General features: G+C 75.1%; 18 protein-coding genes. 7 read left to right on the top strand and 11 right to left on the bottom strand.

The genetic code is table 11. From position 1 onward, the window contains the following. Positions 1-100: 100 nt before the first annotated feature. From EDD39_RS11355 to EDD39_RS11335, 5 genes are all read right to left on the bottom strand, one after another. A complete protein-coding gene (locus tag EDD39_RS11355; RefSeq protein ID WP_123555308.1) occupies positions 101-1,075 on the bottom strand; it encodes a cation diffusion facilitator family transporter in 975 nt (324 codons plus the stop codon). A gap of 65 nt (positions 1,076-1,140) precedes the next feature. Beyond that, positions 1,141-2,307 carry an SIS domain-containing protein gene (locus EDD39_RS11350; protein WP_123555306.1) on the bottom strand — a complete coding sequence of 389 codons (1,167 nt, stop codon included), beginning with the start codon at positions 2,305-2,307 and terminating at the stop codon, positions 1,141-1,143. Between the two features lie 34 nt (positions 2,308-2,341). Further along, complete coding sequence (locus EDD39_RS11345; protein ID WP_030461914.1) at positions 2,342-2,524, bottom strand: Trm112 family protein; 183 nt, start codon at positions 2,522-2,524, stop codon at positions 2,342-2,344. Between the two features lie 128 nt (positions 2,525-2,652). After that, complete coding sequence (locus EDD39_RS11340) at positions 2,653-4,044, bottom strand: phosphomannomutase/phosphoglucomutase (RefSeq protein ID WP_123560336.1); 1,392 nt, start codon at positions 4,042-4,044, stop codon at positions 2,653-2,655. Between the two features lie 110 nt (positions 4,045-4,154). Beyond that, positions 4,155-4,580 carry a DUF3499 domain-containing protein gene (locus tag EDD39_RS11335; RefSeq protein WP_123560334.1) on the bottom strand — a complete coding sequence of 142 codons (426 nt, stop codon included), beginning with the start codon at positions 4,578-4,580 and terminating at the stop codon, positions 4,155-4,157. Between the two features lie 67 nt (positions 4,581-4,647). On the opposite strand from EDD39_RS11335, the gene EDD39_RS11330 reads away from it, so the two are divergent. Next, positions 4,648-5,094, top strand: a complete 447-nt coding sequence (locus tag EDD39_RS11330) for a metallopeptidase family protein (RefSeq protein ID WP_123555304.1) — start codon at positions 4,648-4,650, stop codon at positions 5,092-5,094. 32 nt (positions 5,095-5,126) lie between these two features. Here the strand turns inward: EDD39_RS11330 and EDD39_RS11325 are convergent, their stop codons facing one another. The 3 genes from EDD39_RS11325 to EDD39_RS11315 all read right to left on the bottom strand — a co-directional run bounded on the left by EDD39_RS11325 (position 5,127) and on the right by EDD39_RS11315 (position 11,173). Beyond that, entirely contained in the window at positions 5,127-6,779 is a 1,653-nt protein-coding gene (locus tag EDD39_RS11325) for a DUF5719 family protein (RefSeq protein WP_123555302.1), read from the bottom strand. A 6-nt stretch (positions 6,780-6,785) separates the two neighbouring features. After that, positions 6,786-10,628, bottom strand: a complete 3,843-nt coding sequence (locus EDD39_RS11320) for a glycosyltransferase (protein WP_123555300.1) — start codon at positions 10,626-10,628, stop codon at positions 6,786-6,788. Between the two features lie 272 nt (positions 10,629-10,900). After that, positions 10,901-11,173, bottom strand: coding sequence for a WhiB family transcriptional regulator (locus EDD39_RS11315; RefSeq protein WP_014136066.1), 273 nt, complete (start codon positions 11,171-11,173; stop codon positions 10,901-10,903). A 626-nt stretch (positions 11,174-11,799) separates the two neighbouring features. On the opposite strand from EDD39_RS11315, the gene EDD39_RS11305 reads away from it, so the two are divergent. The 3 genes from EDD39_RS11305 to EDD39_RS11295 are packed head-to-tail and all read left to right on the top strand — an operon-like array spanning position 11,800 to position 14,671. Next, positions 11,800-12,378 carry a cysteine dioxygenase gene (locus tag EDD39_RS11305; RefSeq protein WP_123555296.1) on the top strand — a complete coding sequence of 193 codons (579 nt, stop codon included), beginning with the start codon at positions 11,800-11,802 and terminating at the stop codon, positions 12,376-12,378. A gap of 20 nt (positions 12,379-12,398) precedes the next feature. After that, on the top strand, positions 12,399-13,370 hold the full coding sequence (gene cofD / locus EDD39_RS11300; protein WP_123555294.1) for a 2-phospho-L-lactate transferase: 972 nt from the start codon (positions 12,399-12,401) through the stop codon (positions 13,368-13,370). Further along, positions 13,367-14,671: a coenzyme F420-0:L-glutamate ligase gene (locus tag EDD39_RS11295; protein ID WP_123555292.1), complete on the top strand. Its 1,305-nt coding sequence runs from the start codon at positions 13,367-13,369 to the stop codon at positions 14,669-14,671. The genes cofD and EDD39_RS11295 overlap by 4 nt, the downstream gene beginning before the upstream one ends. A gap of 100 nt (positions 14,672-14,771) precedes the next feature. Here the strand turns inward: EDD39_RS11295 and EDD39_RS39470 are convergent, their stop codons facing one another. Beyond that, positions 14,772-15,686, bottom strand: a complete 915-nt coding sequence (locus EDD39_RS39470; RefSeq protein ID WP_162869994.1) for a DNA-3-methyladenine glycosylase family protein — start codon at positions 15,684-15,686, stop codon at positions 14,772-14,774. 135 nt (positions 15,687-15,821) lie between these two features. Between EDD39_RS39470 and EDD39_RS11285 the strand changes: the two genes are divergently transcribed. Continuing rightward, positions 15,822-16,610, top strand: coding sequence for a TIGR03089 family protein (locus tag EDD39_RS11285; RefSeq protein ID WP_123555290.1), 789 nt, complete (start codon positions 15,822-15,824; stop codon positions 16,608-16,610). Between the two features lie 182 nt (positions 16,611-16,792). Beyond that, entirely contained in the window at positions 16,793-18,532 is a 1,740-nt protein-coding gene (locus EDD39_RS11280) for an LCP family protein (protein ID WP_123555287.1), read from the top strand. Between the two features lie 17 nt (positions 18,533-18,549). Here the strand turns inward: EDD39_RS11280 and EDD39_RS11275 are convergent, their stop codons facing one another. Continuing rightward, positions 18,550-19,155 (bottom strand): acyltransferase, encoded by a 606-nt coding sequence (locus EDD39_RS11275; protein WP_123555285.1) that lies wholly within the window; start codon positions 19,153-19,155, stop codon positions 18,550-18,552. 65 nt (positions 19,156-19,220) lie between these two features. Further along, positions 19,221-20,261: a glycosyltransferase family 2 protein gene (locus EDD39_RS11270; protein ID WP_123555283.1), complete on the bottom strand. Its 1,041-nt coding sequence runs from the start codon at positions 20,259-20,261 to the stop codon at positions 19,221-19,223. 104 nt (positions 20,262-20,365) lie between these two features. Here EDD39_RS11270 and EDD39_RS11265 point away from each other — a divergent pair, with 104 nt between their 5' ends. Beyond that, positions 20,366-21,898 carry an LCP family protein gene (locus tag EDD39_RS11265; protein WP_162869993.1) on the top strand — a complete coding sequence of 511 codons (1,533 nt, stop codon included), beginning with the start codon at positions 20,366-20,368 and terminating at the stop codon, positions 21,896-21,898. Positions 21,899-21,932 lie beyond the last annotated feature (34 nt).

Raw genomic sequence — 21,932 nt, 5'->3', positions numbered from 1 at the left:
TCGGAGGACCTCTCTCCCTCGACCGGAGCCGGGCTCCGATCGACCGCCATCAGCAGCGACGTTTGGCACTGCCGACGAATCTACACCGAACGGGCGCGGCTCAGTGGGCGTTCGGGCCCGGTCCGCCCGGAGTGGCGTCGGCGTCGGGGCCCGCCAGGGCCTTCTCCTCGGAGTAGATGTCGGGCTCCAGGTAGATCGCGCGGGCGATCGGCACCGCCTCGCGGACCCGGACCTCGGCCCGGTCGATCGCCTCGGCGATCACCGCGGCGCTGTCCTCGGCGTTGACGCCGATCTTGGCGGCGACCAGCAGTTCCTCGGGGCCGACGTGCAGGGTGCGCATGTGGATCACCGAGGTGACGGTGTCGTGGTCGACCAGCGCCGCCCGGATCCTCGTCACCACGTCGGCGTCGGCGGACTCGCCGATCAGCAGCGACTTGGTCTCCAGTGCCAGCACCAGCGCGATGACCACCAGCAGCACGCCGATGCACAGGGTGCCGATGCCGTCCCAGACCGCGTCGCCGGTGATGACGGTCAGGCCGACGCCGCCCAGCGCCAGCACCAGGCCGATCAGCGCGCCGGTGTCCTCGAGCAGCACGACCGGCAGCTCGGGGGCCTTGGCCCGGCGGATGTACGCGGCCCAGTTGTGCTTGCCCTTGTCCTTCGACGCCTCCTTGTAGGCGGTGAGGAAGGAGTAGCCCTCCAGCAGGATGGCGAAGACCAGCACGCCGACCGGCCAGTACCAGTTCTCCAGCTCGTGCGGGTGGGCGATCTTCTCGTAGCCCTCGTAGATGGCGAACATGCCGCCGATGCTGAACAGCACGATGGAGACCAGGAACCCGTACACGTACCGCTCGCGGCCGTAGCCGAACGGGTGCTCCTCGGTGGCGGCGCGCTTCGAGCGCTTGCCGCCGACCAGGAGCAGCACCTGGTTGCCGGAGTCGGCGATCGAGTGCACGCCCTCGGCGAGCATCGAGGACGACCCCGAGAACGCGAACGCCACGAACTTGCTGACCGCGATCCCCAGGTTCGCGGACAGTGCCGCGACCAGTGCCTTGGTGCCGCCTTCGGTACTCAACCCCGTGTCCCTCCGCGTGGGCCCGGGCTTTGCCGGGCCTTGGTTGACGAGGGGACGATACCGTGTCAGCCCCGGGTGGCCAGGCCCAGGTACACGGCTGCGAAGTCGGTCAGGCCGATCAGCTCGGCCAGTGCCTGCACCGGGTCCTCCAGGCTGGAGGCGTGTTCGGTGATCCGCACCTCGTGGGCGGCGGCCAGCCGGCGGGCCCGGGCCACCGGCCAGCCGGGCTGCTCGAGTTCGGCCACGCCCGGGGTGTGACGGAGCATCAGGACCTGGAGCTGGAGCGGCACCGGCTCGTCGACCCGGTCGCGGAAGAAGTCGTCGGGGTCCGTCCCGCCGCCGAGCCGGCCGGCGAACATGCCGCGGTGCGCGGTCAGCGCCTGCGGGAGGCGGGCGGCCAGCGCGGGCAGCCCGGCCCGGTCGGCCAGCGCGGCGGCGAACCGCTCCCCCGCGGCGGCGGCCGGGGCGCCCTCGGACCACAGCAGCGGGACGGTCTCGGCGAGCCGGGCGGCCAGCGTCTTCGCCGGGTTGTCGTACGACTGGGCGTCGGGGCGGCAGCGCACCGCGACCTCGTCGAGGCGGTCGGCGGCGGCCTCCAGCGCGCCGGGGGCGAGCTGGGCGGCGCCGATCCGGTCGGCCAGGGTGAGCAGGGGGGCCAGGAAGGCCCAGAGCGCGGCCGGGTCCTCGGCCGGGAGGTCGGGTTCGGCGTCGGAGCCCTCCGGCTCCACCGCGCTCGGTTCGAACGGCAGCGGCAGGGCGCGCACCTGGAGCGCCGCCTCGAACAGTTCGGAGCCCTCAGGGGCGATCACCGCGATCGCGCAGCCGCGGGTGTACGCCTGCTCGGCCAGGTTGATCAGGCCGCCCTCGCGGCCGTTCTCGCTGGCCACCACGATCAGGTCCAACGGGCCGGCCCAGCCGGGCAGTTGCCACGTCCCGCCGTCGGTGAAGGCGAACCCGCCGGGGCGGGCGTCGGACGGCGGCAGCGGCCAGACCTGGCAGCTGGGCACGGCCAGTGCGGCCAGTGCGCCGGCCGCGGTCAGCGCGGCGCCGTGGCTGGCCACCAGCACCGCGCGCGGCCGCCCGTCCGGGTTCAGCGCGTTGACGCCGGCCGCGTCGGCCCGGCGCAGCGCGATCCGGATCCGGGCGCCCGCTCCGGCCAGGGCCAGCAGTTCGCGCCGGCGGTCGGCGCGCTGCACGGCGGCCTGGTCGTCCAGCAGGGAGTCGTCGAACATGGCGGCTGGCCTCCAGCGACTGGCGGGGCAGGGGTCAGGACGGGCGGCGGGCCTCGTCCACCAGCAGGACCGGGATGCCGTCGCGCACCGGGTAGACCAGGCCGCAGCCCTCGCCGGTGCAGCGCAGCTCGTGCACCTCGCCCTCGGTCTCCTCGTCGAGCGGGGAGCGGCACTCCGGGCAGACCAGGATCTCCAGCAGGAAGGACGGCAGGCTCATGGCGGTCGGACTCCGGGGCTCGGGAAGACGGCGGTACGGGAAGCCGGTGACACAGCAGTACCCCGGCCGGTGGCAACCCTACCGGCCGGGGCACGCGAAAAGTCAGCGGCGGGCTGACTCCGGGGCGGTCAGCCGCGGACGATCGCCAGCACGCCGTCGCGCAGTTCGGCCATCTTCGCCGGGTCCTTGGCCTCGGCGTTCAGGCGCAGCAGCGGCTCGGTGTTGGAGGCGCGCAGGTTGAACCACCAGTCCGGGCCGGCCACGGTGAGGCCGTCGAGCTCGTCGGTGGTGACGCCCTCCAGGCCGGCGTAGGCGGCGCGGACCTTCTCGGTGGCGGCGGCCTGGTCGGCGACGGTGGAGTTGATCTCGCCGGAGGCGGCGTACCGCTCGTACTTGGCGGTCAGCGCGGACAGCGGGCCGTCCTGCCCGCCGAGCGCGGCCAGCACGTGCAGCGCGGCCAGCATGCCGGTGTCGGCGCGCCAGAAGTCGCGGAAGTAGTAGTGCGCGGAGTGCTCGCCGCCGAAGACCGCGTCGGTGTTCGCCATCTCCTGCTTGATGAAGGAGTGGCCGACCCGGGTGCGGACCGGGACGCCGCCGAGGTCGCGGACCACCTCGGGGACCGTCCAGGAGGTGATCAGGTTGTGGATGATCGTCGGGTTGGCCTCGCCGGCGGCCTGGGCGCGGGCGATCTCGCGCTCGGCGACCAGGGCGGTGATCGCGGACGGGGAGACCGGGTCGCCGTTCTCGTCGATCACGAAGCAGCGGTCGGCGTCGCCGTCGAAGGCGAGGCCGAGGTCGGCGCCCACCTCGCGGACCTTGGCCTGCAGGTCGACCAGGTTGGCCGGGTCCAGCGGGTTGGCCTCGTGGTTGGGGAAGGTGCCGTCCAGCTCGAAGTACATCGGGACGACGTCCAGCGGCAGGCCGTCGAACACGGTGGGCACGGTGTGGCCGCCCATGCCGTTGCCCGCGTCCACCGCGACCTTGAGCGGGCGGATCGCGGTCAGGTCGACCAGCTTGCGCAGGTGGTCGGCGTAGCCGCCGAGGGTCTCCTTGGCGGACAGCGCGCCCACGGCGGCGACGTCGGCGGCCGGGACGTGCACCTTTCCGTCCTCGTCGAGCCAGGACTCGACCAGCTCGCGGATGTCGGACAGACCGGTGTCCTGGCCGACCGGAGCGGCGCCCGCGCGGCACAGCTTGATGCCGTTGTACTGGGCCGGGTTGTGCGAGGCGGTGAACATCGCGCCGGGCAGGTCCAGGCTGCCGCTCGCGTAGTACAGCTGGTCGGTCGAGCACAGCCCGATCTCCACCACGTCGGCGCCGCGGGAGGCGGCGCCCTCGGCGAAGGCGCGGGACAGCGAGGGCGAGGACGGGCGCATGTCGTGGCCGACGACCACCGCGCTGCCGCCGACCACCTCGACGAAGGCCGCACCGAAGGCGTACGCCAGCGACTCGTCCCACTGGTCCGGCACGACGCCCCGGACGTCGTACGCCTTCACAAGCTGCTTGAGGTCCCGCACCAGAATGCTCCCGTGTGTGTGCTGCGACGTGCTGCGGAGGGACGGCGGAGGCCGGTCCGGACCGCAGAGGGGCAGCGTACCGGGCGCCGGTGGCCGCCCGGCGGTGCCCTCGCTCAGCTGTCTGGTGAGCGCAGCACCCGCAGGTGGCCGCGGCGGCCCGACTCGCCCTCCGGGGGCGGTCCCTGACGCGGCGTGCGCTCCTGCGGGCGGGCCGCCTCGCGCACCGCGTTGGCCAGCGCCTCCAGGTCGTCGCTGCTGCGCCGCAGCGGGCCGGTGTCGCCGGCCAGCCGGACCACGTCCCAGCCGCGCGGGGCGGTCAGGCGCTCGGCGTGCTCGGCGCACAGGTCGTAGCAGTGCGGTTCCGCGTAGGTCGCCAGCGGGCCGAGCACCGCGGTGGAGTCCGCGTAGACGTACGTCAGCGTCGCCACGGCCGGACGGCCGCACGCAGTGCGCGAACAACGACGTACAGAGCTCACGAGGGTGGACGGTACCGCAAGTCGGACCGGCCCGCGAAGACCCGCCCCCGGCTCGCGTGTCAGCTCGCCGTTACGCGCCGTGCTGGAGTGGTCCACTTCCGGGCATCCAGGGACTACGCTCGACACTGCTATGGACAGCTCGACACCCCCGTCCCCGCCCGGTTCCGGCCGCCGCAAGCACCGCGACCGGCACGGCCGCGGCATGCGCGGGCCGCTGGCCCCGCCGCAGGTGCCCATCTCGCTGACCCGCTCCGAGCTCTTCGACGACTACGTCCGGGAGTCCATGGAGCGCCTGGTGCGGCGCTGGCCCCAGCTGGAGGACGTGGAGTTCGCCGTGCTGGAGGTCCCGCTGCCGGCCAAGGGCGAGCCCGAGCCGGACGCCGTCCCGCTCGGCCGGGTGGTCGGCGCCGTGCCGGGGCGGCGCAGCCGGATCCTGGTCTACCGGCGGCCGGTGGAGATCCGCGCCAAGTCCAAGGAGGACCGGGCGGCGCTGGTGCACGAGATCCTGATCGAGCAGGTCGCCGAGCTGCTGGGGCTGTCGCCGGACGCGATCGACCCCCGGTACGGCGAGGAGTAGCGCCGCGGCCGGGGGTCGTACCGGGAGTCGGCTCAGCGGCCGGTGAGGACCACGCCGGGGTCGCCGGCGACGTGCGGGACCTCGACGGTGGCGTGGTCGTCGCGGAACTGCTGGGTGGTGAAGGTGGGGACGTCCTTGGTGACGGCGCTGAGCTGGCGGGTGGCCAGCACGGGGCCGCCGCTGACGGTCCGGAGGGTGAGCGCGTAGGGGCCGTTGGCGTCGGCGGGGTCGATGCCGTCGACGGTGACGGTGGTGCCGGCCGGGACGTCGACGTCCTTGCTCGCGGGGGTGCCGCCGGCGGCGCCGGCCGAGCTGCTGACCTTGACCTTGGCGTCGCTGTCGACGGCGGTGAGGATCAGCTTGGTCTGGCCGGCCCGGTTGTCGGCGACGGAGGCGCGGGCGCCGATCGGGTTGCCGCCGGCCAGCCAGGCGGACTCGGTCTTGCCCTTGTTCTCCCGGTCGACCCGCAGGCCGGCCACGATCGGGGTGGGGTGGCCCTCGCTGGAGGGGGTGAGCCGGATCGCGCTGGCGCCCTCCCGGGTCTGCTCGGTGAACTGGAAGTCGAGGGCGGCGGTCATGCCCGCCTTGACGTGCACGGTCTCGTGGCCCGCGGGCGTGAACCAGCCGTTCTTGCCGGAGAGCTGGACCTTGAGGTCGGCGTCGTCGGCGGAGTCGGTGGCGACCACCAGGTGGGCGGTGGTGACGTCGTCGGGGATGCCCGGGACGACCACGGAGGGGCCGGGGTCGGCGGAGGGCTCGAGCCAGTCGGTGCCCTTGCCGGTGTCGACGGCGTGCACGCCCGCGCCGATCCGGCCGCTGCGGGTGACCACGTGCAGGGCGAGGTTGTCGACCGGGCCCTTGGTGAGGCTGCTGAGGCTCATCGTCTCGTACTTGCCGGGGGCGATGGCGATGCCGGTGGCGAGCTCGTTGTCGATCTGGCCCTTGTCGCCGTACATCCGCAGGTCGACGACGGCGGGCAGGCTGTCGGCGTTGACCAGGGTGACGTAGTCGACCCGGTTGGCGGCGGTGCTCGCGCCGGAGAACCAGAAGCTGGTGCCGGAGGGGAGGCAGTCGGTGCCGGACAGGCTGGGGCCGCTCTGCTCGGAGTTGGTGACCTGGGTGGCGGTGAAGCCGGGGGCCAGGTTGCCGGTGGCGACCGCGAAGCTGCCGGGGGCGGTGTCGGTGTTGGCGGCGGGGCCGGTGGCCGGGACGCCGGGCTTGGCCAGCGAGATCCGGGCGTCCACCGCGGGGACGGCGGCGGCGCCCGGGCTGCCGGAGGGCTGCCCGGCCGGGGCCGGGGCCGGACCGGACGGGGCGGCCGAGGCCCCGGCGGCGGGCTGCGCGGGGTTCTGCGCGGCGGTCACGTTGTCGGGGGTGGTGTCGGCGAGCAGGCCGGTGCCGGTGCTGCCGGTGCCGCCCTCGGGGCTGAACAGGGTGAGGGAGGTGGAGCCGGTGACGCCCTGCATCGGCGGCGGGCAGACCAGCGCGGAGCGCTCGACCTGCGCGGTGGTGCGCTGGCCGGCGGCCGCGGCGGGGCCGGCCGGGGCGCGCAGCTCGGCGATGCCGAACACCAGGCCGAGCACGGCCACGCCGGCCAGCAGGGACTGGCCGGTGCGGCTGCCGCCGGCCACGGCGCTCAGGTCGGGGGCCTTGAGCTTGGGCGCCTTCAGGGTGGGCTTCTTCATCGCGGGTCAGCTCCCCGTCCCGGGCTGCTGCGGTTGGCCGCCGCCGTAGGGGTCGTTGGGGTCGTAGTAGGTGGTGGGCTGCTGCTGTTCGGGCAGCCAGGTCTGCTGCTGCCCGTCCTGCTGCGGGTAGCCGGCGGCGTACGGGTCGGTCCAGCCCTGGGCGGGCGGGGTGTCGTAGCCGTAGGCCGGCTGCTGGCCGTACGGGTCGTAGCCGTCGCCCTGCGGGGGCGCGCCGACCGGCTGCTGCTGGGTGTAGTCGTAGCCGTAGCCGTCGGACTGGTAGCCCTGCTGCTGGTACGGGTCGGCCTGGTACGGGTCCGCCTGGTAGGGGTCGGCCTGGTACGGGTCGGCGAACGGCTCGGGGTCGGGCCGGTAGGGCTCCGGGTCGGGCTCGGCGGTCTGCTGGGCGGGGACGCCGGGGGTGTAGACGCCGGGTTCGGCCTGCGGGTCCTCGCCCTCGCCGCGTTCGGCCATCCGGCGGGCCCGGCGGCTGCCGGGGGCGGGCGCCTGGGCCTGGGCCTGGGCGGCCAGTGCCTGGGCGGCGACGACGTCCTCGGGGATGTCGTCGTCGTTGGTGTTGCGGCGTCCGGGCAGGGCCAGGACCAGCACGACCGCGCCGAGCGCGAGCCGGCCCCAGGACCAGGCGGTGTGGACGGCGCTGCCGGCGCGGGTGACGTCGAGCCGGCCGCCCTCGGCGGGGAGGGTGAAGCCCTGGGCCCAGCCGTCGACGGTGACGGCCGTCAGGGCCTTGCCGTTCAGGGTGGCCTGCCAGTCGCCGTCGGCCTGTTCGGCGAGCCGCAGCTGGCGGCCGGCCGGCCCGGCCGGGACGGTGGTCCAGATGTCGTGCCGGCCGGCCGGGACGACCAGCGGGACGGTGCCGGGGCTGGTGATCTGCGCCCGGGTGCCGGGGACGCTGGTGATCTGCCACAGGCCGGTGCCGTTGTCGAGGCTGAGCCGGACGATGCCGGGCGTGGTGTCCAGGACGTCGCGGACCTTGGCGATCACCGGGTCCTTCACCTCGACGTAGCTGATGCCGTACCCGGCCAGGGTGCGGGCCAGGTCGCCGCCGGAGCCGGCCAGCAGCTTGGCGGTGAGCGGGGAGAGCTGCCCGTCGGCGGCGGCGTCCACGGTGCCCTCGGCCTGGCCGGTGGTCAGGCCGGCCCCGCGCACCAGCACGTACCGGACGGCGGCGCCGTCGGCGTCGCCGGTGACCACCAGGGTGCGGGAGCGGTCGGTGGTGTTGCCGGACTCCGCGATGAACGCCGGGACCTGCGCGTCGGTGCCGCGCCGCAGCGGGCCGTCGGCGCCGGTGAGGGCCCACCAGACGGCGGTGCCGACCGGGGCGAGCACGGCGGCGGCCAGCACCAGCGCGGCGACCGGCTGGCGCCAGCCGAAGGCGATGCCGGAGACCCGGGTGTTGGCGCCGTCGGCGCCGATCGCGGCGGCGGCCAGCAGCGCGACGCCGGCCAGCAGGGTGGCGGGGCCGGCCCAGGCGGCGGTCTCGGGGCCGCCGGAGGCGGGGGTGACGGCGGTGCCGGCCACCGCGACCGAGAACAGCAGCCCGGCGGCGGCGGCGCCCCAGGCGGCCAGCACGGCGCGGCGGCGGTCGGCGCGCAGCAGTGCGGCGAGGGCGGCCAGCACCACGCCGGCGGAGAGCCAGGCGGGGGGCGTGCCGGCGCCGCCGGGGTTGACCAGGACCAGGCCGAGCGGGTCGGCGGCCGGGCCGTTGAAGCCGGGGACGCCGGCCTCCAGCAGCAGCCGGGAGGGGTTCGAGAGCACCTGGAGCGACCAGGGCGCGAGCACCAGGACCGGCACGCCGAGAATCACCAGGACGCGCAGGCCGAGCAGCCGCACCGCCTGGACGCCGGAGCCGAACGCGCCGCCGCGGAGCACCGCGTGGGCCAGCGCGGCCAGGCAGAGCGGGACGGCGATGGCCCAGGTGAGCGGGACGAAGGCGGTGCAGACGGTGAGCATCAGCACCGTCATCCAGGCGGACCGCCAGCCGGGGCGGGCGCCCTTGGCGGCGGTCTCCTTGCGGATGCCGAGGCCGGCGGTGATCGCGGCGGCGCGGGCCAGCGGGGGCAGCAGCACGGCGAGCACGGCGGTGCCGATCCGGCCCTGGGCGAGTGCGCCGGTGGCGGCGGGCAGCAGCGCGTAGGTGGCGCTGGCCCAGGCGCGGACGGCCTTGGAGGCGATCAGCGGGCGGGAGACCAGGTAGGCGCTGACCGCGGCGAGCGGGACGGAGAGCACCACGAGCAGGGTGAGCGCGAGGTCGGCGTGGTCGAACAGCGCCCAGGAGAGGATCGCCAGCACCGCGAGGTAGGGCGGGGCGGTGGCGGTGGAGCCGGTGCCGACGGCGTGCCAGGGCGCGGCGTACGCGTCCCACAGGCCGGCGGCGCCGTCCGCGGCGGGCAGCAGGGCGCCGCCCTGGAGGTAGCCGGAGCCGATCAGGTTGCGGCAGGCCGCGAGCGCGAACAGCAGCAGGCCGGCGAACAGCACCGGGGCCGGGCGCCGCACCAACTTCTTGAGCAGGGCGAACTGTTCGACCACCAGGTCGTCGGCGTCATCGTCGCCGGGGCCGGACTCGACCGAGCCGTGCCGGCCGCCGGTGTCGTCGGTGCCGCCGATGCCGAGCGAGGAGACGACGTTCTCGGCGGCCAGCCGGACGGTGGCGCCGGGGGCGGGGAACAGCGTGCGGTCGTCCAGCGAGTCGACCGAGCGGGTCTTGCGGCGGCGGGCCCGGGCGGCCATCAGCCGGGGCAGGCGCAGCAGTTCGTGGCCGAGGCCGGCGATCTCGTCGTAGGCCTGCCGGGGGTCCTTGCCGACCAGGTTGACCAGCACCCGGAGCAGGGTGCCGATGACCAGCCGGAGCAGGGTGTACGGGAAGAGCAGGCCCTTGGAGTTGGCGAGCAGGGTGTAGACGGCGCCGGCCTTGTCGACCCGGTGCGGGTGGGCGGGGGCGCAGTCGATGCTGCGGCGTTCGCGGCTGGCGGCCTCGGCGTGCCGGAGCACCGCGTCGGGGGCGACCACGACCCGGTGGCCGGCCGCGTTGACCCGCCAGCAGAAGTCGGTGTCGTCGCGCATCAGCGGCAACGCCTTGTCGAAGCCGCCGAGTTCCTCGAACACGTCGCGGCGCACCAGCATGCCGGCGGTGGAGACGGCGAGCACCGGGCGGACCTGGTCGTGCTGGCCCTGGTCCTGCTCGCGGCGGTCGAGGCCGGTCCAGCGGCGGCCGGAGCGGGCGATGGTGACGCCGACCTCCAGCAGCTGCCTGCGGTCGTACCAGGAGCGGAGCTTGGGGCCGACCACGGCGGCGGTCGGGGTGGAGTCGGCGACCTGGAGCAGTCGGCGCAGGGCGTCGGTCTGCGGTTCGCAGTCGTCGTGCAGCAGCCAGAGCCATTCGACCGGCTGGGTCTCGCGCGGTCCGCCGCGGCCGAAGTCGTCCTCGCCGCCGAGCGGGTCGCCGAAGTCGTCCCAGCCGCCGGTGACCGGGTCGTAGCCGGACGGGTCGAGGCTGTAGGAGAGGTCCTCGGGGCGCAGCGGGGGGCTGTTGAAGACGGCCTCGCCGACGGCGCGGCCGAAGCCGACCCGGCGGCCGAGGACCTGCGGGCCGCTGTCGGGGAGCCAGTCGCCGAGGGTGTCGGCGAGCAGTTGGGGCGAGTTGTCGGTGGAGCCGGTGTCCACCGCGAGGATCCGCTGGACCTGGCGGTCCTGGCCGAGCAGTCCGGCGAGCGCCTGCGGCAGCCAGCGGGCGCCGTCGTGCGAGACGATCACGGCGGTGACCAAGTGGCGCGGGTAGGCGGGCGGCCTGGCAGCGGAGAAGCCGCTCTGGTGGCTGTAGACAGTCATCGGGTGCGCGGACCACCGGTTCGGGTTTGACGGCAGATGACGCACCACACTAACGGCTCCGGGTGGCGCGATCGTCCCCGGCGGGTGTGAAAAGACGGTGCAGCGGGTAGCGGGTCCGGCGGCGCGGGCACGGCCGTGGCGGCCCCCGGCGCGGCGGCCCGCGGCCGCGGGGGGACCCGGCGCGGCGGCCCGCGGCCGTGGCGGCCCGGGAACGCGAAAGCGCCCCACCGGTGCGATGGGGCGCCGCTACTGGTCCTGGTGCGGACGGGGGTTCAGACCGCGCTCTTCTTGAGCCGGCGGCGTTCGCGCTCGGACAGGCCGCCCCAGATGCCGAACCGCTCGTCGTTGGCGAGGGCGTACTCCAGGCACTCGGCCCGGACCTCGCACGCCAGGCAGACCTTCTTGGCCTCCCGGGTGGATCCGCCCTTCTCGGGGAAGAAGGACTCCGGGTCGGTCTGGGCGCACAACGCGCGCTCCTGCCAGCCGAGTTCCTCTTCGTCTTCCTCGATGCCCTCACCGATCAACAGCTCAAAGAGCTCGCTCATACTGGCGCGCCTCCTCTGCCCCTCTTGGCGTCCCCGTGGTGTTGCCGTTGCCGGTGCGGCGGAACGACACGAGAGAAATTACAGTTGCGTCACTCTGGCCCAGTCAAGCCGAGCTCTGGTATTGGGCCGAGGATTCACTCCCCGGAACCAAGCCACTACGAATAGTGTACATATCCGGACAACCCGGACATCACGCCTGGTTCCTGACCAGCCATCAGGCCGCACTGCCGCTCCCGACCGGGACGGTCCGGGGCGATCTCAGGGCGTCCCTTCCCGGGGTTTTTCACTTCGAAACCTTAATGAGCGCTTATCACCCCATCCGGTGGTTCAGGGCTGATGTGACCCGAATGTCCGTCAGACCGCCTTGACACTGGAGGGTCGGTTGCGGTCTGCTTGCCCGCATGTCAGAGTTCCCGGCCACCTCCGCCGACCGGCGCCGCCAGGCGCTCCTCGGCGCTGCCGTGAACTCCTCGTGTTGTCGCCGCTGTCTCCGCTGTATCTAGGCGCCCGCGTCCCACCGCGCGCCGCCCCGGAACAGAGGCCGACCGCGCGACAGTCCCCCTGAACGTCCTCGCGGCCCCGGCTGAACCACACCCGCAGCCGAACCCGAGGACGTCACCGTGCGAATGCCCCGCCCCCGCAAGCGCAACCGCGACCGCAAGCGCCTGCCCGCCCCCGCCGCGCCCCGCTGGACCGACGGCCTGAGCGACCTGTCCATCGCGGGCGACCCGCTGGCCTTCCCGCACCTGGCCCGCACCGACCTGCCCGCGCACCCCACCACGCTCGGCGGCTACGCCCGGCTGGTCCGGGAGATCGCCGCCGACCGGGCCCGCTGGGAGCCGCTGGTCCGCTACGACGCGCTGACCCGCTGGTACGCCCGGCTGGAGACCGGCCCCGGCTACGAGGTGTGGCTGCTGAGCTGGCTGCCCGGCCAGTCCAGCGGCTTCCACGACCACGGCCGCTCCTCCGGCGTGATGACCGTCGTCCGGGGCGAACTCTCCGAGCGCTCGTTGACGGCCGGCGGCGAGGGCTCGCGCGCCCTGGCCGCCGGCGGGCTGCGGGTGCTCTCCCCGGGATACCTGCACGAGATGGTCAACGCCTCGCTGGAGCCCGCGGTTTCCGTCCACCTCTACACGCCCGGCCTGGTCGAGATGAACCAGTACCCGGCCGCCGCCACGGCCCCGGAGCGTCACCGGGTGCACTGACGCGCTGGCAGGATGAAGCCATGCGAATCACTGCGTTGGCGGGCGGGATCGGCGGGGCCAGGTTCCTGCGCGGACTGCGGGCGGCTCTCACCCCCGAGGACCGGATCACCGTGGTCGGGAACACCGGGGACGACATCCACCTCCACGGCCTGAAGGTCTGTCCCGACCTGGACACCGTGATGTACACCCTCGGCGGCGGCATCCACGAGGAGCAGGGCTGGGGCCGCGCCGACGAGACCTGGTCGATCAAGGAGGAGCTGAAGGCCTACGGCGTCGGGCCCGAGTGGTTCGGGCTCGGCGACCGGGACTTCGCCACCCACATCGTCCGCACCCAGATGCTCGCCGCCGGGTACCCGCTGTCCGCCGTCACCGAGGCGCTGTGCGACCGCTGGCAGCCCGGCGTGCGGCTGCTGCCGATGAGCGACGACCGGGTCGAGACCCACGTCCGGATCACCGACGCGGACGGGCCGCGGGTGGTGCACTTCCAGGAGTACTGGGTGCGGCTGCACGCCGCCGTCGAGGCCGAGGCGATCGTCGCGGTCGGCGCCGAGGACGCGAAGCCCGCGCCCGGCGTGCTGGAGGCGATCGCCGAGGCCGACCTGGTCCTGCTGCCGCCGTCCAACCCGGTGGTCTCGATCGGCACCATCCTGGCCGTGCCCGGCATCCGGGAGGCGGTCGCCGCCGCGAGCGCCCCGGTGGTCGGCCTCTCCCCCATCGTCGGCGGCGCCCCCGTGCGCGGCATGGCCGACAAGGTGCTGGCCGCCGTCGGCGTGGAGACCACCGCGGCGGCCGTCGCCCGGCACTACGGCGCGCGCCGCGACGGCGGGCTGCTGGACGGCTGGCTGGTGGACACCGCCGACGCCGCCGCGGTCGACGAGGTGGCCACCGCCGGGATCGCCTGCCGGGCCGTCCCGCTGCTGATGAGCTCCGTCGAGGCCACCGCCGAGATGGCGCGCGCCGCGCTGGCGCTGGCCGCGGAGGTCGCCGCGTGAGCGGGAGCCCGGGGCTGCACGTCCTGCCGGTGCGCGGGCTGCCGGAGGTCGCGGCCGGCGACGACCTCGCCGAACTGATCGCCAAGGCGGGCGACTTCGCGGACGGCGACGTCGTGGTGGTCACCTCCAAGGTGGTCTCCAAGGCCGAGGGGCGGCTGGTGCGCGCCGACGACCGGGAGGCCGCGATCGACGCCGAGACCGTCCGGGTGGTGGCCCGCCGCGGCCGGTCCCGGATCGTCGAGAACCGCAACGGCCTGGTGATGGCCGCGGCTGGCGTCGACGCCTCCAACACCCCGCCCGGGACGATCCTGCTGCTGCCGGTCGACCCCGACGCCTCGGCCCGGCAACTGCGCTCCCGGCTCCAGGAGTTGACCGGGCGGCGGCTGGCCGTGCTGATCACCGACACCTTCGGCCGGCCCTGGCGCAGCGGGCTCACCGACGTCGCCATCGGCGCCGCCGGGCTGCCCGTGCTGGAGGACCACCGCGGCCGGGTCGACAGCCACGGCAACGAGCTGCGGCTCACCGTCACCGCCACCGCCGACGAACTCGCCGCCGCCGCCGACCTGGTCAAGGGCAAGGCCACCGGCACCCCGGTGGCGGTCGTCCGCGGCCTGGCCGGACTGGTCACCGAGGAGGACGGGGAGGGCGCGCGCCGGCTCGTCCGCTCCGCCGGGCAGGACATGTTCCGCCTCGGCACCTCGGAGGCCGTCCGCGAGGCGGTCACCCTGCGGCGCACGGTGCGCGCCTTCACCGACGAGCCGGTCGACGGCGGCGCGGTGCGGCGGGCCGTGGCCGCCGCGGTCACCGCGCCCGCCCCGCACCACACCACGCCCTGGCGGTTCGTCCTGCTGGAGACCGCGCAGGCCCGCACCGCGCTGCTGGACGCCATGCTCGGCGCCTGGCAGCGGGACCTGCGGGAGCTCGACGGCTGGACCGAGGAGCGGATCGCCCGGCGCACCACCCGCGGCGAAGTGCTGCGCGGCGCGCCGTACTTGGTCGTCCCGTGCCTGGTGATGGACGGCTCCCACGACTACCCCGACGGGCGGCGGGCCGCGGCCGAGCGGGAGATGTTCGTGGTGGCGGTCGGGGCCGCCGTGCAGAACCTGCTGGTCACCCTGGCCGGCGAGGGCTACGGCTCGGCGTGGGTGTCGTCGACGATGTTCTGCCGCGACACCGTCCGGGAGGTGCTCGGGCTTCCGGCGGGGTGGGACCCGATGGGGGCGGTCGCGGTGGGGCGGGCGGCGGAGGAGCCGCGGGGGCGTCAGGAGCGGTCCGCGGAGGCGTTCTTGACGGTGCGGTGAGGTCGGAGCGCTGCCGGCGAAAGGCCCTCGGCGGCACAGCCCTTTCGACGGGCTCCGACCGGCAGCCGCCCCGGCCCGCCGTTCCCCGGGCCCCCGATCACTACCGTCCGCGGTGGTCGTTGGGGGCCAGGCGGGGGCCGTACTTCGGGGGGCGGGCTCCGGTGAGGGGGAGGAGGCGGCAGAGGCGGTGGCGGTGCGGGCGGTAGGGCTCCAGGAGGGCGAGCATCTGGGCGTCGTCGCTGCGGGGGCGGCCGGCCAGGGCCCAGCCGACGGTGTTGGGGAGGTGGAAGTCGCCGACGGAGACCGCGTCGGCGTCGCCGTTGCTGCGCTGCAGGGTCTCGGCGGCGGTCCACGGGCCGACGCCGGGGACGGCGGTGAGGCGGGCGAAGGCGTCCGCGGGGGGCATCGCCGCGGCCTGTTCGAGACGGGCGGCGAGACGGACGGCGCGCAGCACGGTCGCGGAGCGCTTGGGGTCGACGCCGGCCCGGTGCCAGGCCCAGCTGGGGACGAGGGTCCAGTCGCGGGCCGAGGGGGCGGTCCGCATGCCGAGGTCGGCGGCGGGGCCGGGGGCCGGGGTGCCGTGGTCGTGCAGCAGGGTGCGCCAGGCGCGGTAGGCCTCCATGGTGGTGACCTTCTGCTCCAGGATCGCCGGGACGAGGGACTCCATCACCAGGCCGGTGCGGGTCAACCGGAGCCCGGGGCAAGAGCGTTGGGCCTCGCGCAGCGGTCCGGGCGGGAGCGCGAGCCCGGCCGGGTCGTCCTCGGCGCCGAGCAGGGCGGGGAGCCGTTCGAGCAGCCAGCCGCCGCCGGGCCCCCAGCCGGTGGCGTCGATCTCGCCGGTGCGCTGGAGGATGCGCAGGGTGCCGGGGCCGTCCGGGGTGCGGGAGGTGCGCCAGAGCGCGCCGTCGGGGGTGCGGCGGAAGGCCGGGTCGCCGCTGCCGCGCTGGAGCGGGAAGAGGGTGCGGCCGAGGTCGAGGGGGTAGCCGGGCCGCCACTGCCGGGTCTGGGCGGGCATCGGGACGTCCTCGGGGTTCGGGCGGGGGCCGCGGGGGCCGGGTGCGGGCAGGGGCGAGCGTAACGCGACGCGGCCCTCCGGCGGGCCGGGCACCCTCCCGTCCGGCGGGGGGCAGGACGTAGGCTGGGGTGCACCATGACTGCGCCTTTCGCTGCCGACGCCCGCACCCCCGCCGAGCTGCTGCAGGCCTTCCTGCGCCCGGGGTCCGCTGCCGACCCGTCCCGCCCGTTGGTGACCTTCTACGACGACTCGACCGGGGAACGGGTGGAGTTGTCGGCGAAGACGTTCGACAACTGGGTGGCCAAGACGGCCAACCTGCTGCAGGACGAGTTGAACGCCTCGCCGGACGACCGGGCGGCGCTGCTGCTGCCGGCCCACTGGCAGAGCGCCGTGTGGCTGCTGGCCTGCTGGTCGGTGGGCGTGGTGGCGGTGCCGCAGGGCGAGCCGAAGGACGCCGAGCTGGTGGTCTCCGGGCCGGACGGGCTGGCGGCCGCGCAGGAGTGCCCGGGCGAGCGGGTGGCGCTGGCGCTGCGCCCGCTGGGCGGCCGGTTCCCGCAGCGGCCGGACGGGTTCCTGGACTACGCGGCGGAGGTGCCCGGGCAGGGCGACCGGTTCGCCCCGTACTCGCCGGTGGACCCGCAGGCGGTGGCGCTGGAGACGGTGGTGGACGGGCTGCCGCTGAAGCTGACCGGCGAGCAGGCCGTGGCGCTGGCCCGGGAGGGCGCCGCCCGGCTGGGCCTGGACAGCGGGAGCCGGGTTCTCTCGACGCTGTCCTTCGACGACTGGACGGGCCTGGAGGCGGGCCTGCTGGCGCCGCTGGCGGTGGGCGCGTCGGTCGTCCTGTGCCGCAACTCCGGGCAGTTGACGGAGGATCAGTGGCAGAGCCGGATCGACTCCGAACGGGTGACTCTGCGTCTCGGGTGACGGGCCCGGCCCGCCGGGGCGGGTAGTCCTGGGGCGATGGCAGTGGAGTGCGGCGACGGCGCGCTCCCGTCCGGCGGAACCGGCCGGACGGGGCGCGCCGCCGCCGTTTTCCGCCGTTTCGTCGGGTGACGGGTATCACATCGTGGACGGTTTCGCGGTCAGGCTCGTCTAGGGTGTCCGGGATGAACAGCGGACACCGGAACCGGGGCGACTCGGCGGACTCGACCACGCCGGGCGTCGACCCCGCCGACCAGTGGGTGCTCGATCCGGAGACCGGCGAGTTCCGGCTCGACCTGGACGCGGGCCGTCCCGCTCCCGCCGCTCGTCCCGCTCCCGCCGCGCGTTCCCGCAGTGCCGCGCCGCGCCCGCAGGGCGCCCGGCGGACCCCGGCGGCGGACGCCGCCGCGGCGGCGCCGGTCGGCGGCGGTCGGCGGGCCCGGGGCGCGACGGCGGTGCCCGGCGGACGGGCGGCGCGGCGCAAGGGCCGCTCCTCGCGCGGGCGGCGGGTGCTGAAGTGGACCGCGGGTTCGCTGGGCCTGGTGCTGGTCGCGGGCTGCGGCGGCGCGTACTACGTCTACCAGCACTTCAACAACAACATCTCCTCGGTGAAGGTCGAGGTCGGCGAGGAGTCGGAGCGCCCGCAGGCGACCGACGCGCTGAACATCCTGGTGATCGGCACCGACAGCCGGGTCGGCCTCGGCCGCGAGTACGGCGACGAGGGCTCGGCCGGGCACGCGGACACCACGCTGCTGTTCCACATCTCCAAGGACCGCTCCAACGCGACGGTGCTGTCCATCCCGCGCGACCTGATGGTGACCGTCCCGGACTGCAAGGCCGGCGACAAGAGCATCCCCGGCGAGGCCCGGGCGATGTTCAACACCAGCCTGGGCCAGGACGGCCGCGACCCCGGCTGCACCTGGAAGACCGTCGAGAAGCTGACCGGCGTCCGGATCAACCACTTCATGATGGTCAACTTCGAAGCGGTGAAGACCCTTTCGACCGCCGTCGGCGGTGTCGAGGTGTGCGCCTCGACCGACATCAACGACCCGTACTCGCACCTGAAGATGACCGCGGGCCGGCACGTGGTGCAGGGCGAGGAGGCGCTGGCCTTCGTCCGCACCCGGCACGCGGTGGGCCTCGGCGGCGACCTGACCCGGATCCCGCTGCAGCAGCAGTTCATCTCCTCGATGATCCGCAAGATGAAGAGCAGCGACACCCTGACCAACCCCGCCAAGCTGTGGGACCTGGCCGACGCCGCCACCAAGGCGCTGACCGTCGACGACGGGATCGGCAGCGTCAACAAGCTGAAGGACCTGGCGCTCGACATCTCCCGGATCGACACCAAGAACATCACCTTCACCACGGTGCCGGTGATCGACGACCCGGTGGACGACAACCGGCTGGCCCTCAAGCCGAACGACGCCCAGCAGCTGTTCGCCATGATCGCCGCGGACCGCTCGCTGACCGACGTCCCGCAGCAGGAGACCGCCCCCGCCGAACCCTCCGCGCCGGCCTCCTCCGCGCCCGCCGCGCCCCAGGTCGACGCGGCCGGCGTCAAGGTCACCGTCCGCAACGGCAGCGGCGCCTCCGGCCAGGCCGGCAAGGCCGCCACCGCCCTCCAGGGCAAGGGCTTCGCGCTGGCCGTCGTGGGCAACAACGCGGACGCGGCGGCGACCAGCGCGGTCACCTACCCGGCCGGGCACGAGGACGAGGCGCAGGCCGTCGCCGCGGCCCTCGGCCTGCCCGCGACGGCGGTGCAGCCCGGCAGCCGGCTCGGTGCGAAGGACGGCGTGGTCGTCGTGCTCGGCAAGGACTTCACCGGGGCGGGCGGCACGGCGTCGGCGCCGCCGACCGAGGCGCCCAAGGACATCCAGCGGGTGCAGGCCGACGACACCAACGTCTGTGCGGCGAAGGCGAAGTAGCGGCTCCGGCCTGGCTCTCAGGCGTCCAGGACCAGCGTCTCCGGGGCCGTCTCGGTGTAGGTCTCGCCGGTGCGCGGGCAGCGCCAGCGGCCGGGGGCAGCGGGGGTGAGCGGCTCGCCGGCCCGGCCGACCCACTTGATCCGGCGGGCCGGGACGCCCGCCATCAACGCGTGGTCGGGGACGTCCCGGTGGACCACGGCGCCGGCCGCGATCAGCGCCCAGCGGCCCACGGTGACGCCGGCCACCAGGACCGCCCGGCCGCCGACGGAGCAGCCCTCGCGCAGCGTGACGCCGCGGGCCTGCCAGTCCTCGCCGCGCTTGAGCCGGCCGTCGGGGTCGACCGAGCGCGGGTAGAGGTCGTTGGTGAGGACGGCGGCGGGACCGACGAAGACGCCGTCCTCCAGCACCGCCGGCTCGTACACCAGGGCGTGGTTCTGCAGTTTGACGCGGTCGCCGAGCTTCACGCCGGGGCCGACGTACGCGCCGCGGCCGATGATGCACTCGGCGCCGATCTCGGCGTCCTCGCGGACCTGGGCGAGGTGCCAGACGGTGCTGCCGGGGCCGATGGTGGCGCGCGGGTCGACGTCGGCGGTGGCCTCGATCCGGGGGGCGCTGCTCGTCATGGCGCGAGCCTAGTGCGGGGGGACGGTCCCCGTCCGGGGTTCCGGGGACCGTCCTCGACGCCCCGTCAGGGGGTGGGGGTGGGCTTCGGGTCGATCGGGGCGGGCGCGGTGGAGGCGATCACCGTGCGGGCCAGCCGGCGCGGGGAGGTGAGGAAGCCGAAGCCCCAGCTCATGTGCATGGTGCCGAGGGCCAGCGGGAGCAGCAGGTGCTGCTTGGACGACAGCCCGGTGCTGCGCAGGCTGCCGAGGACGATCGCCGCGGCGTAGCCGGCCGGCAGCAGCAGGAACGCCGGGTGCAGCGCGGCGCCGAGCACCAGGCCGGCCAGCACGGCGAGCAGGGCGGTCGGCGGGGCCAGGTAGCGCAGGTTGACCGAGCCGCGGTGGTAGCGGGTGACCACCCGGCGCCAACGACCGTAGTCCTTGTACTGCTTGGCCAGCGCGCGCACGCTCGGCCGCGGCCGGTAGGTGACCTGGAGCTGCGGGGTGAACCAGACCAGGCCGCCGGCCTGGCGGATGCGGTAGTTGAGCTCCCAGTCCTGGGCCCGGATGAACTCCTCGTTGTAGCCGCCCTGCTGCTCCAGCACCTCGCGGCGGAACGCCCCGAGGTAGACCGTCTCGGCGGGGCCGGCCAGGCCGCCGGTGTGGAAGGCCGCGTTGCCGACGCCGATCTTCGAGGTCATCGCGGCGGCGACGGCGTGCTCCCAGTCGGTCTCGCCCTCGGCGTGCATGATGCCGCCGACGTTGGCGGCGTCCATCTCGTCGAGCAGGCGGACGGCGGTGGCGATGTAACCGGGCGTCAGCAGTCCGTGGCCGTCGACCCGGACCACCACGGGGTGGCGGCTGGCCCGGATCGCCGCGTTCAGGCCGGCCGGGGTGCGGCCGGTCGGATTGGGGACGGTGCGCACCCGCGGGTCCTCGGCGGCGAGTTCGGCGGCGATCGCGTCGGTCCGGTCCGCGGACGGGCCCAGGGCGATCACCACCTCCAGCTCACCGGCGTACTCCTGCTCCAGGATGCGGCGGACGGCGGTGCGCAGGTGACGTTCCTCGTTGAGCACCGGCATGATCACGGAGACCGCCGGCAGCTCCTCAGCAGCCTTGGTGTTCATCGTGCCCGAGCGTACCGGCGTCGGACCGCGCTTGTCAGACGGGGTCCTCCCCCGTCCGGCGCGCCGTCCGGGCGGGTCGGGCCGGCCCGCCTAGCATGCGGAAGATGCCCCACCAGCGCCAGCCCGCCCGCCTGTCCGCACCGGCCCGGAGGCGGCGGCCCGGCCGCCGGAGGTGGGGGCGCTGGGCGGCGGGCACGCTCTCCTTCGCGGTGCTGGCCACCTCGTGCGGCGGGTGGGCGGTGCTGAACGGCGTCGGCGCCTCGCTCGACCGGGTGGACGCGATCGGCGGCGGCCCCGACCGGCCGGCCGACGACGGGGCGTCGACCTTCCTGGTGGTGGGCACCGACGAGCGCGCGGGCATCCCGGAGTCCACCCTCAAGGACGTGCTGCACGCGGGCGGCGAGTCCTGCCACTGCACCGACACCATGATGGTCGTGCAGCTGTCCGCGGACCGCGGCCGGGCCACCGTGGTCTCCGTCCCCCGCGACTCCTACGTGGACATCCCCGCGCACCAGGACCTCGCCACCGGCAGGCAGGTGGCCGCCGCCAAGGGCAAGATCAACGCGGCGTACGGGATGGGCGGGGCGCCGCTGGCGGTGCGCACCGTGGAGCAGAACACCGGGCTGCGGATCGACCACTACGTCGAGGTGAACTTCCTCGCCTTCGTCTCCACCGTGGACGCGCTGGGCGGCGTCGAGGTGTGCACGCCCAAGCCGCTCAAGGACGACTACTCGGGCCTGGACCTGCCGGCCGGCACCACCCGGCTGGACGGGGCGGGGGCGCTGCGCTACGTCCGGGCCCGGCACGTGGACGGGTCCTCCGACCTGGGGCGGATGCACCGGCAGCAGAAGTTCCTGGCCCAGCTGCTGCGCCGGGCCGCCTCCGGCGGGACCCTGCTCGACCCGGCGAAGCTCACCGGGGTGCTGGACACCGTGCTGCGCTCGGTGAAGGTCGACAAGGGGCTGGGCAACGCCGAACTGCTGGACTTCGCGGGCCGGTTGAAGGACCTGTCGGCCTCGGACGCGGACTTCGCCACGGTGCCGCTGTCCGAGGTGGACCACCAGGTGCCGGGCTGGGGCTCCACCGTGCTGTGGGACGAGAAGGGCGCGGCGGCGCTGTTCGAGGCGGTCCGGGCCGGGCGGCCGCTCACCGGGGCCGCGGCCGCCGCGCCGTCCGCCGCCGCTGCCGCCGGGCCGAGCGCCTCGCCCGTTGCCGGAACGATTCCTCCGGCGCAGGTCCGGGTGCAGGTGCTCAACGGGGCGGGCGTCCAGGGGCTGGGCTTCCGGGTCGACGCCGAGCTGCGCAAGGCGGGCTTCGCCACCACCGGCACGCCGTCCAACGCCCCGGGCGACGGGCCGGCCGCCACCCGGACGGTGATCCGCTACGACCCGCGCTGGGACGAGTCGGTGAAGACCCTGGCCGCCGCGCTGCCCGACGCCGAGCTCGATCCGGTGCCGGGCCTGGGCCCGACCTTCCAGGTGGTCGCGGGCAGCGGGTACCGGGCCCCGGCGGACCCGGCGGCGTCCTCGGCGGCCCCGGCCGCCCGGGCCGCGGCGCCCGAGAAGCCCGGTCCGACGGCGTCGCCGACGGCGGTGGCCGGTGCGGAGAGCGGCAGCGAGATCAGCTGCCCGTCCTGACCCCGGGGGGCGCGGCCCGGCCCCGAGGGCGCGG

Source organism: Kitasatospora cineracea, assembly GCF_003751605.1.
Taxonomy (GTDB): domain Bacteria; phylum Actinomycetota; class Actinomycetes; order Streptomycetales; family Streptomycetaceae; genus Kitasatospora; species Kitasatospora cineracea.
Note: the sequence above shows the minus strand (reverse complement) of the source record. Positions and strands in the feature narration are given on the sequence as shown.

Excerpts from the sequence above, each read along its gene's own strand:
- EDD39_RS11320 (WP_123555300.1), bottom strand. The coding sequence starts at position 10,628 with ATGACTGTCTACAGCCACCAGAGCGGCTTCTCCGCTGCCAGGCCGCCC.
- EDD39_RS39470 (WP_162869994.1), bottom strand. The coding sequence starts at position 15,686 with ATGCCCGCCCAGACCCGGCAGTGGCGGCCCGGCTACCCCCTCGACCTC.
- EDD39_RS11305 (WP_123555296.1), top strand. The coding sequence starts at position 11,800 with ATGCCCCGCCCCCGCAAGCGCAACCGCGACCGCAAGCGCCTGCCCGCC.
- EDD39_RS11345 (WP_030461914.1), bottom strand. The coding sequence starts at position 2,524 with ATGAGCCTGCCGTCCTTCCTGCTGGAGATCCTGGTCTGCCCGGAGTGC.
- EDD39_RS11330 (WP_123555304.1), top strand. The coding sequence starts at position 4,648 with ATGGACAGCTCGACACCCCCGTCCCCGCCCGGTTCCGGCCGCCGCAAG.
- EDD39_RS11285 (WP_123555290.1), top strand. The coding sequence starts at position 15,822 with ATGACTGCGCCTTTCGCTGCCGACGCCCGCACCCCCGCCGAGCTGCTG.
- EDD39_RS11265 (WP_162869993.1), top strand. The coding sequence starts at position 20,366 with ATGCCCCACCAGCGCCAGCCCGCCCGCCTGTCCGCACCGGCCCGGAGG.
- EDD39_RS11280 (WP_123555287.1), top strand. The coding sequence starts at position 16,793 with ATGAACAGCGGACACCGGAACCGGGGCGACTCGGCGGACTCGACCACG.
- EDD39_RS11275 (WP_123555285.1), bottom strand. The coding sequence starts at position 19,155 with ATGACGAGCAGCGCCCCCCGGATCGAGGCCACCGCCGACGTCGACCCG.
- EDD39_RS11270 (WP_123555283.1), bottom strand. The coding sequence starts at position 20,261 with ATGAACACCAAGGCTGCTGAGGAGCTGCCGGCGGTCTCCGTGATCATG.
- EDD39_RS11325 (WP_123555302.1), bottom strand. The coding sequence starts at position 6,779 with ATGAAGAAGCCCACCCTGAAGGCGCCCAAGCTCAAGGCCCCCGACCTG.
- EDD39_RS11350 (WP_123555306.1), bottom strand. The coding sequence starts at position 2,307 with ATGTTCGACGACTCCCTGCTGGACGACCAGGCCGCCGTGCAGCGCGCC.
- EDD39_RS11315 (WP_014136066.1), bottom strand. The coding sequence starts at position 11,173 with ATGAGCGAGCTCTTTGAGCTGTTGATCGGTGAGGGCATCGAGGAAGAC.
- cofD (WP_123555294.1), top strand. The coding sequence starts at position 12,399 with ATGCGAATCACTGCGTTGGCGGGCGGGATCGGCGGGGCCAGGTTCCTG.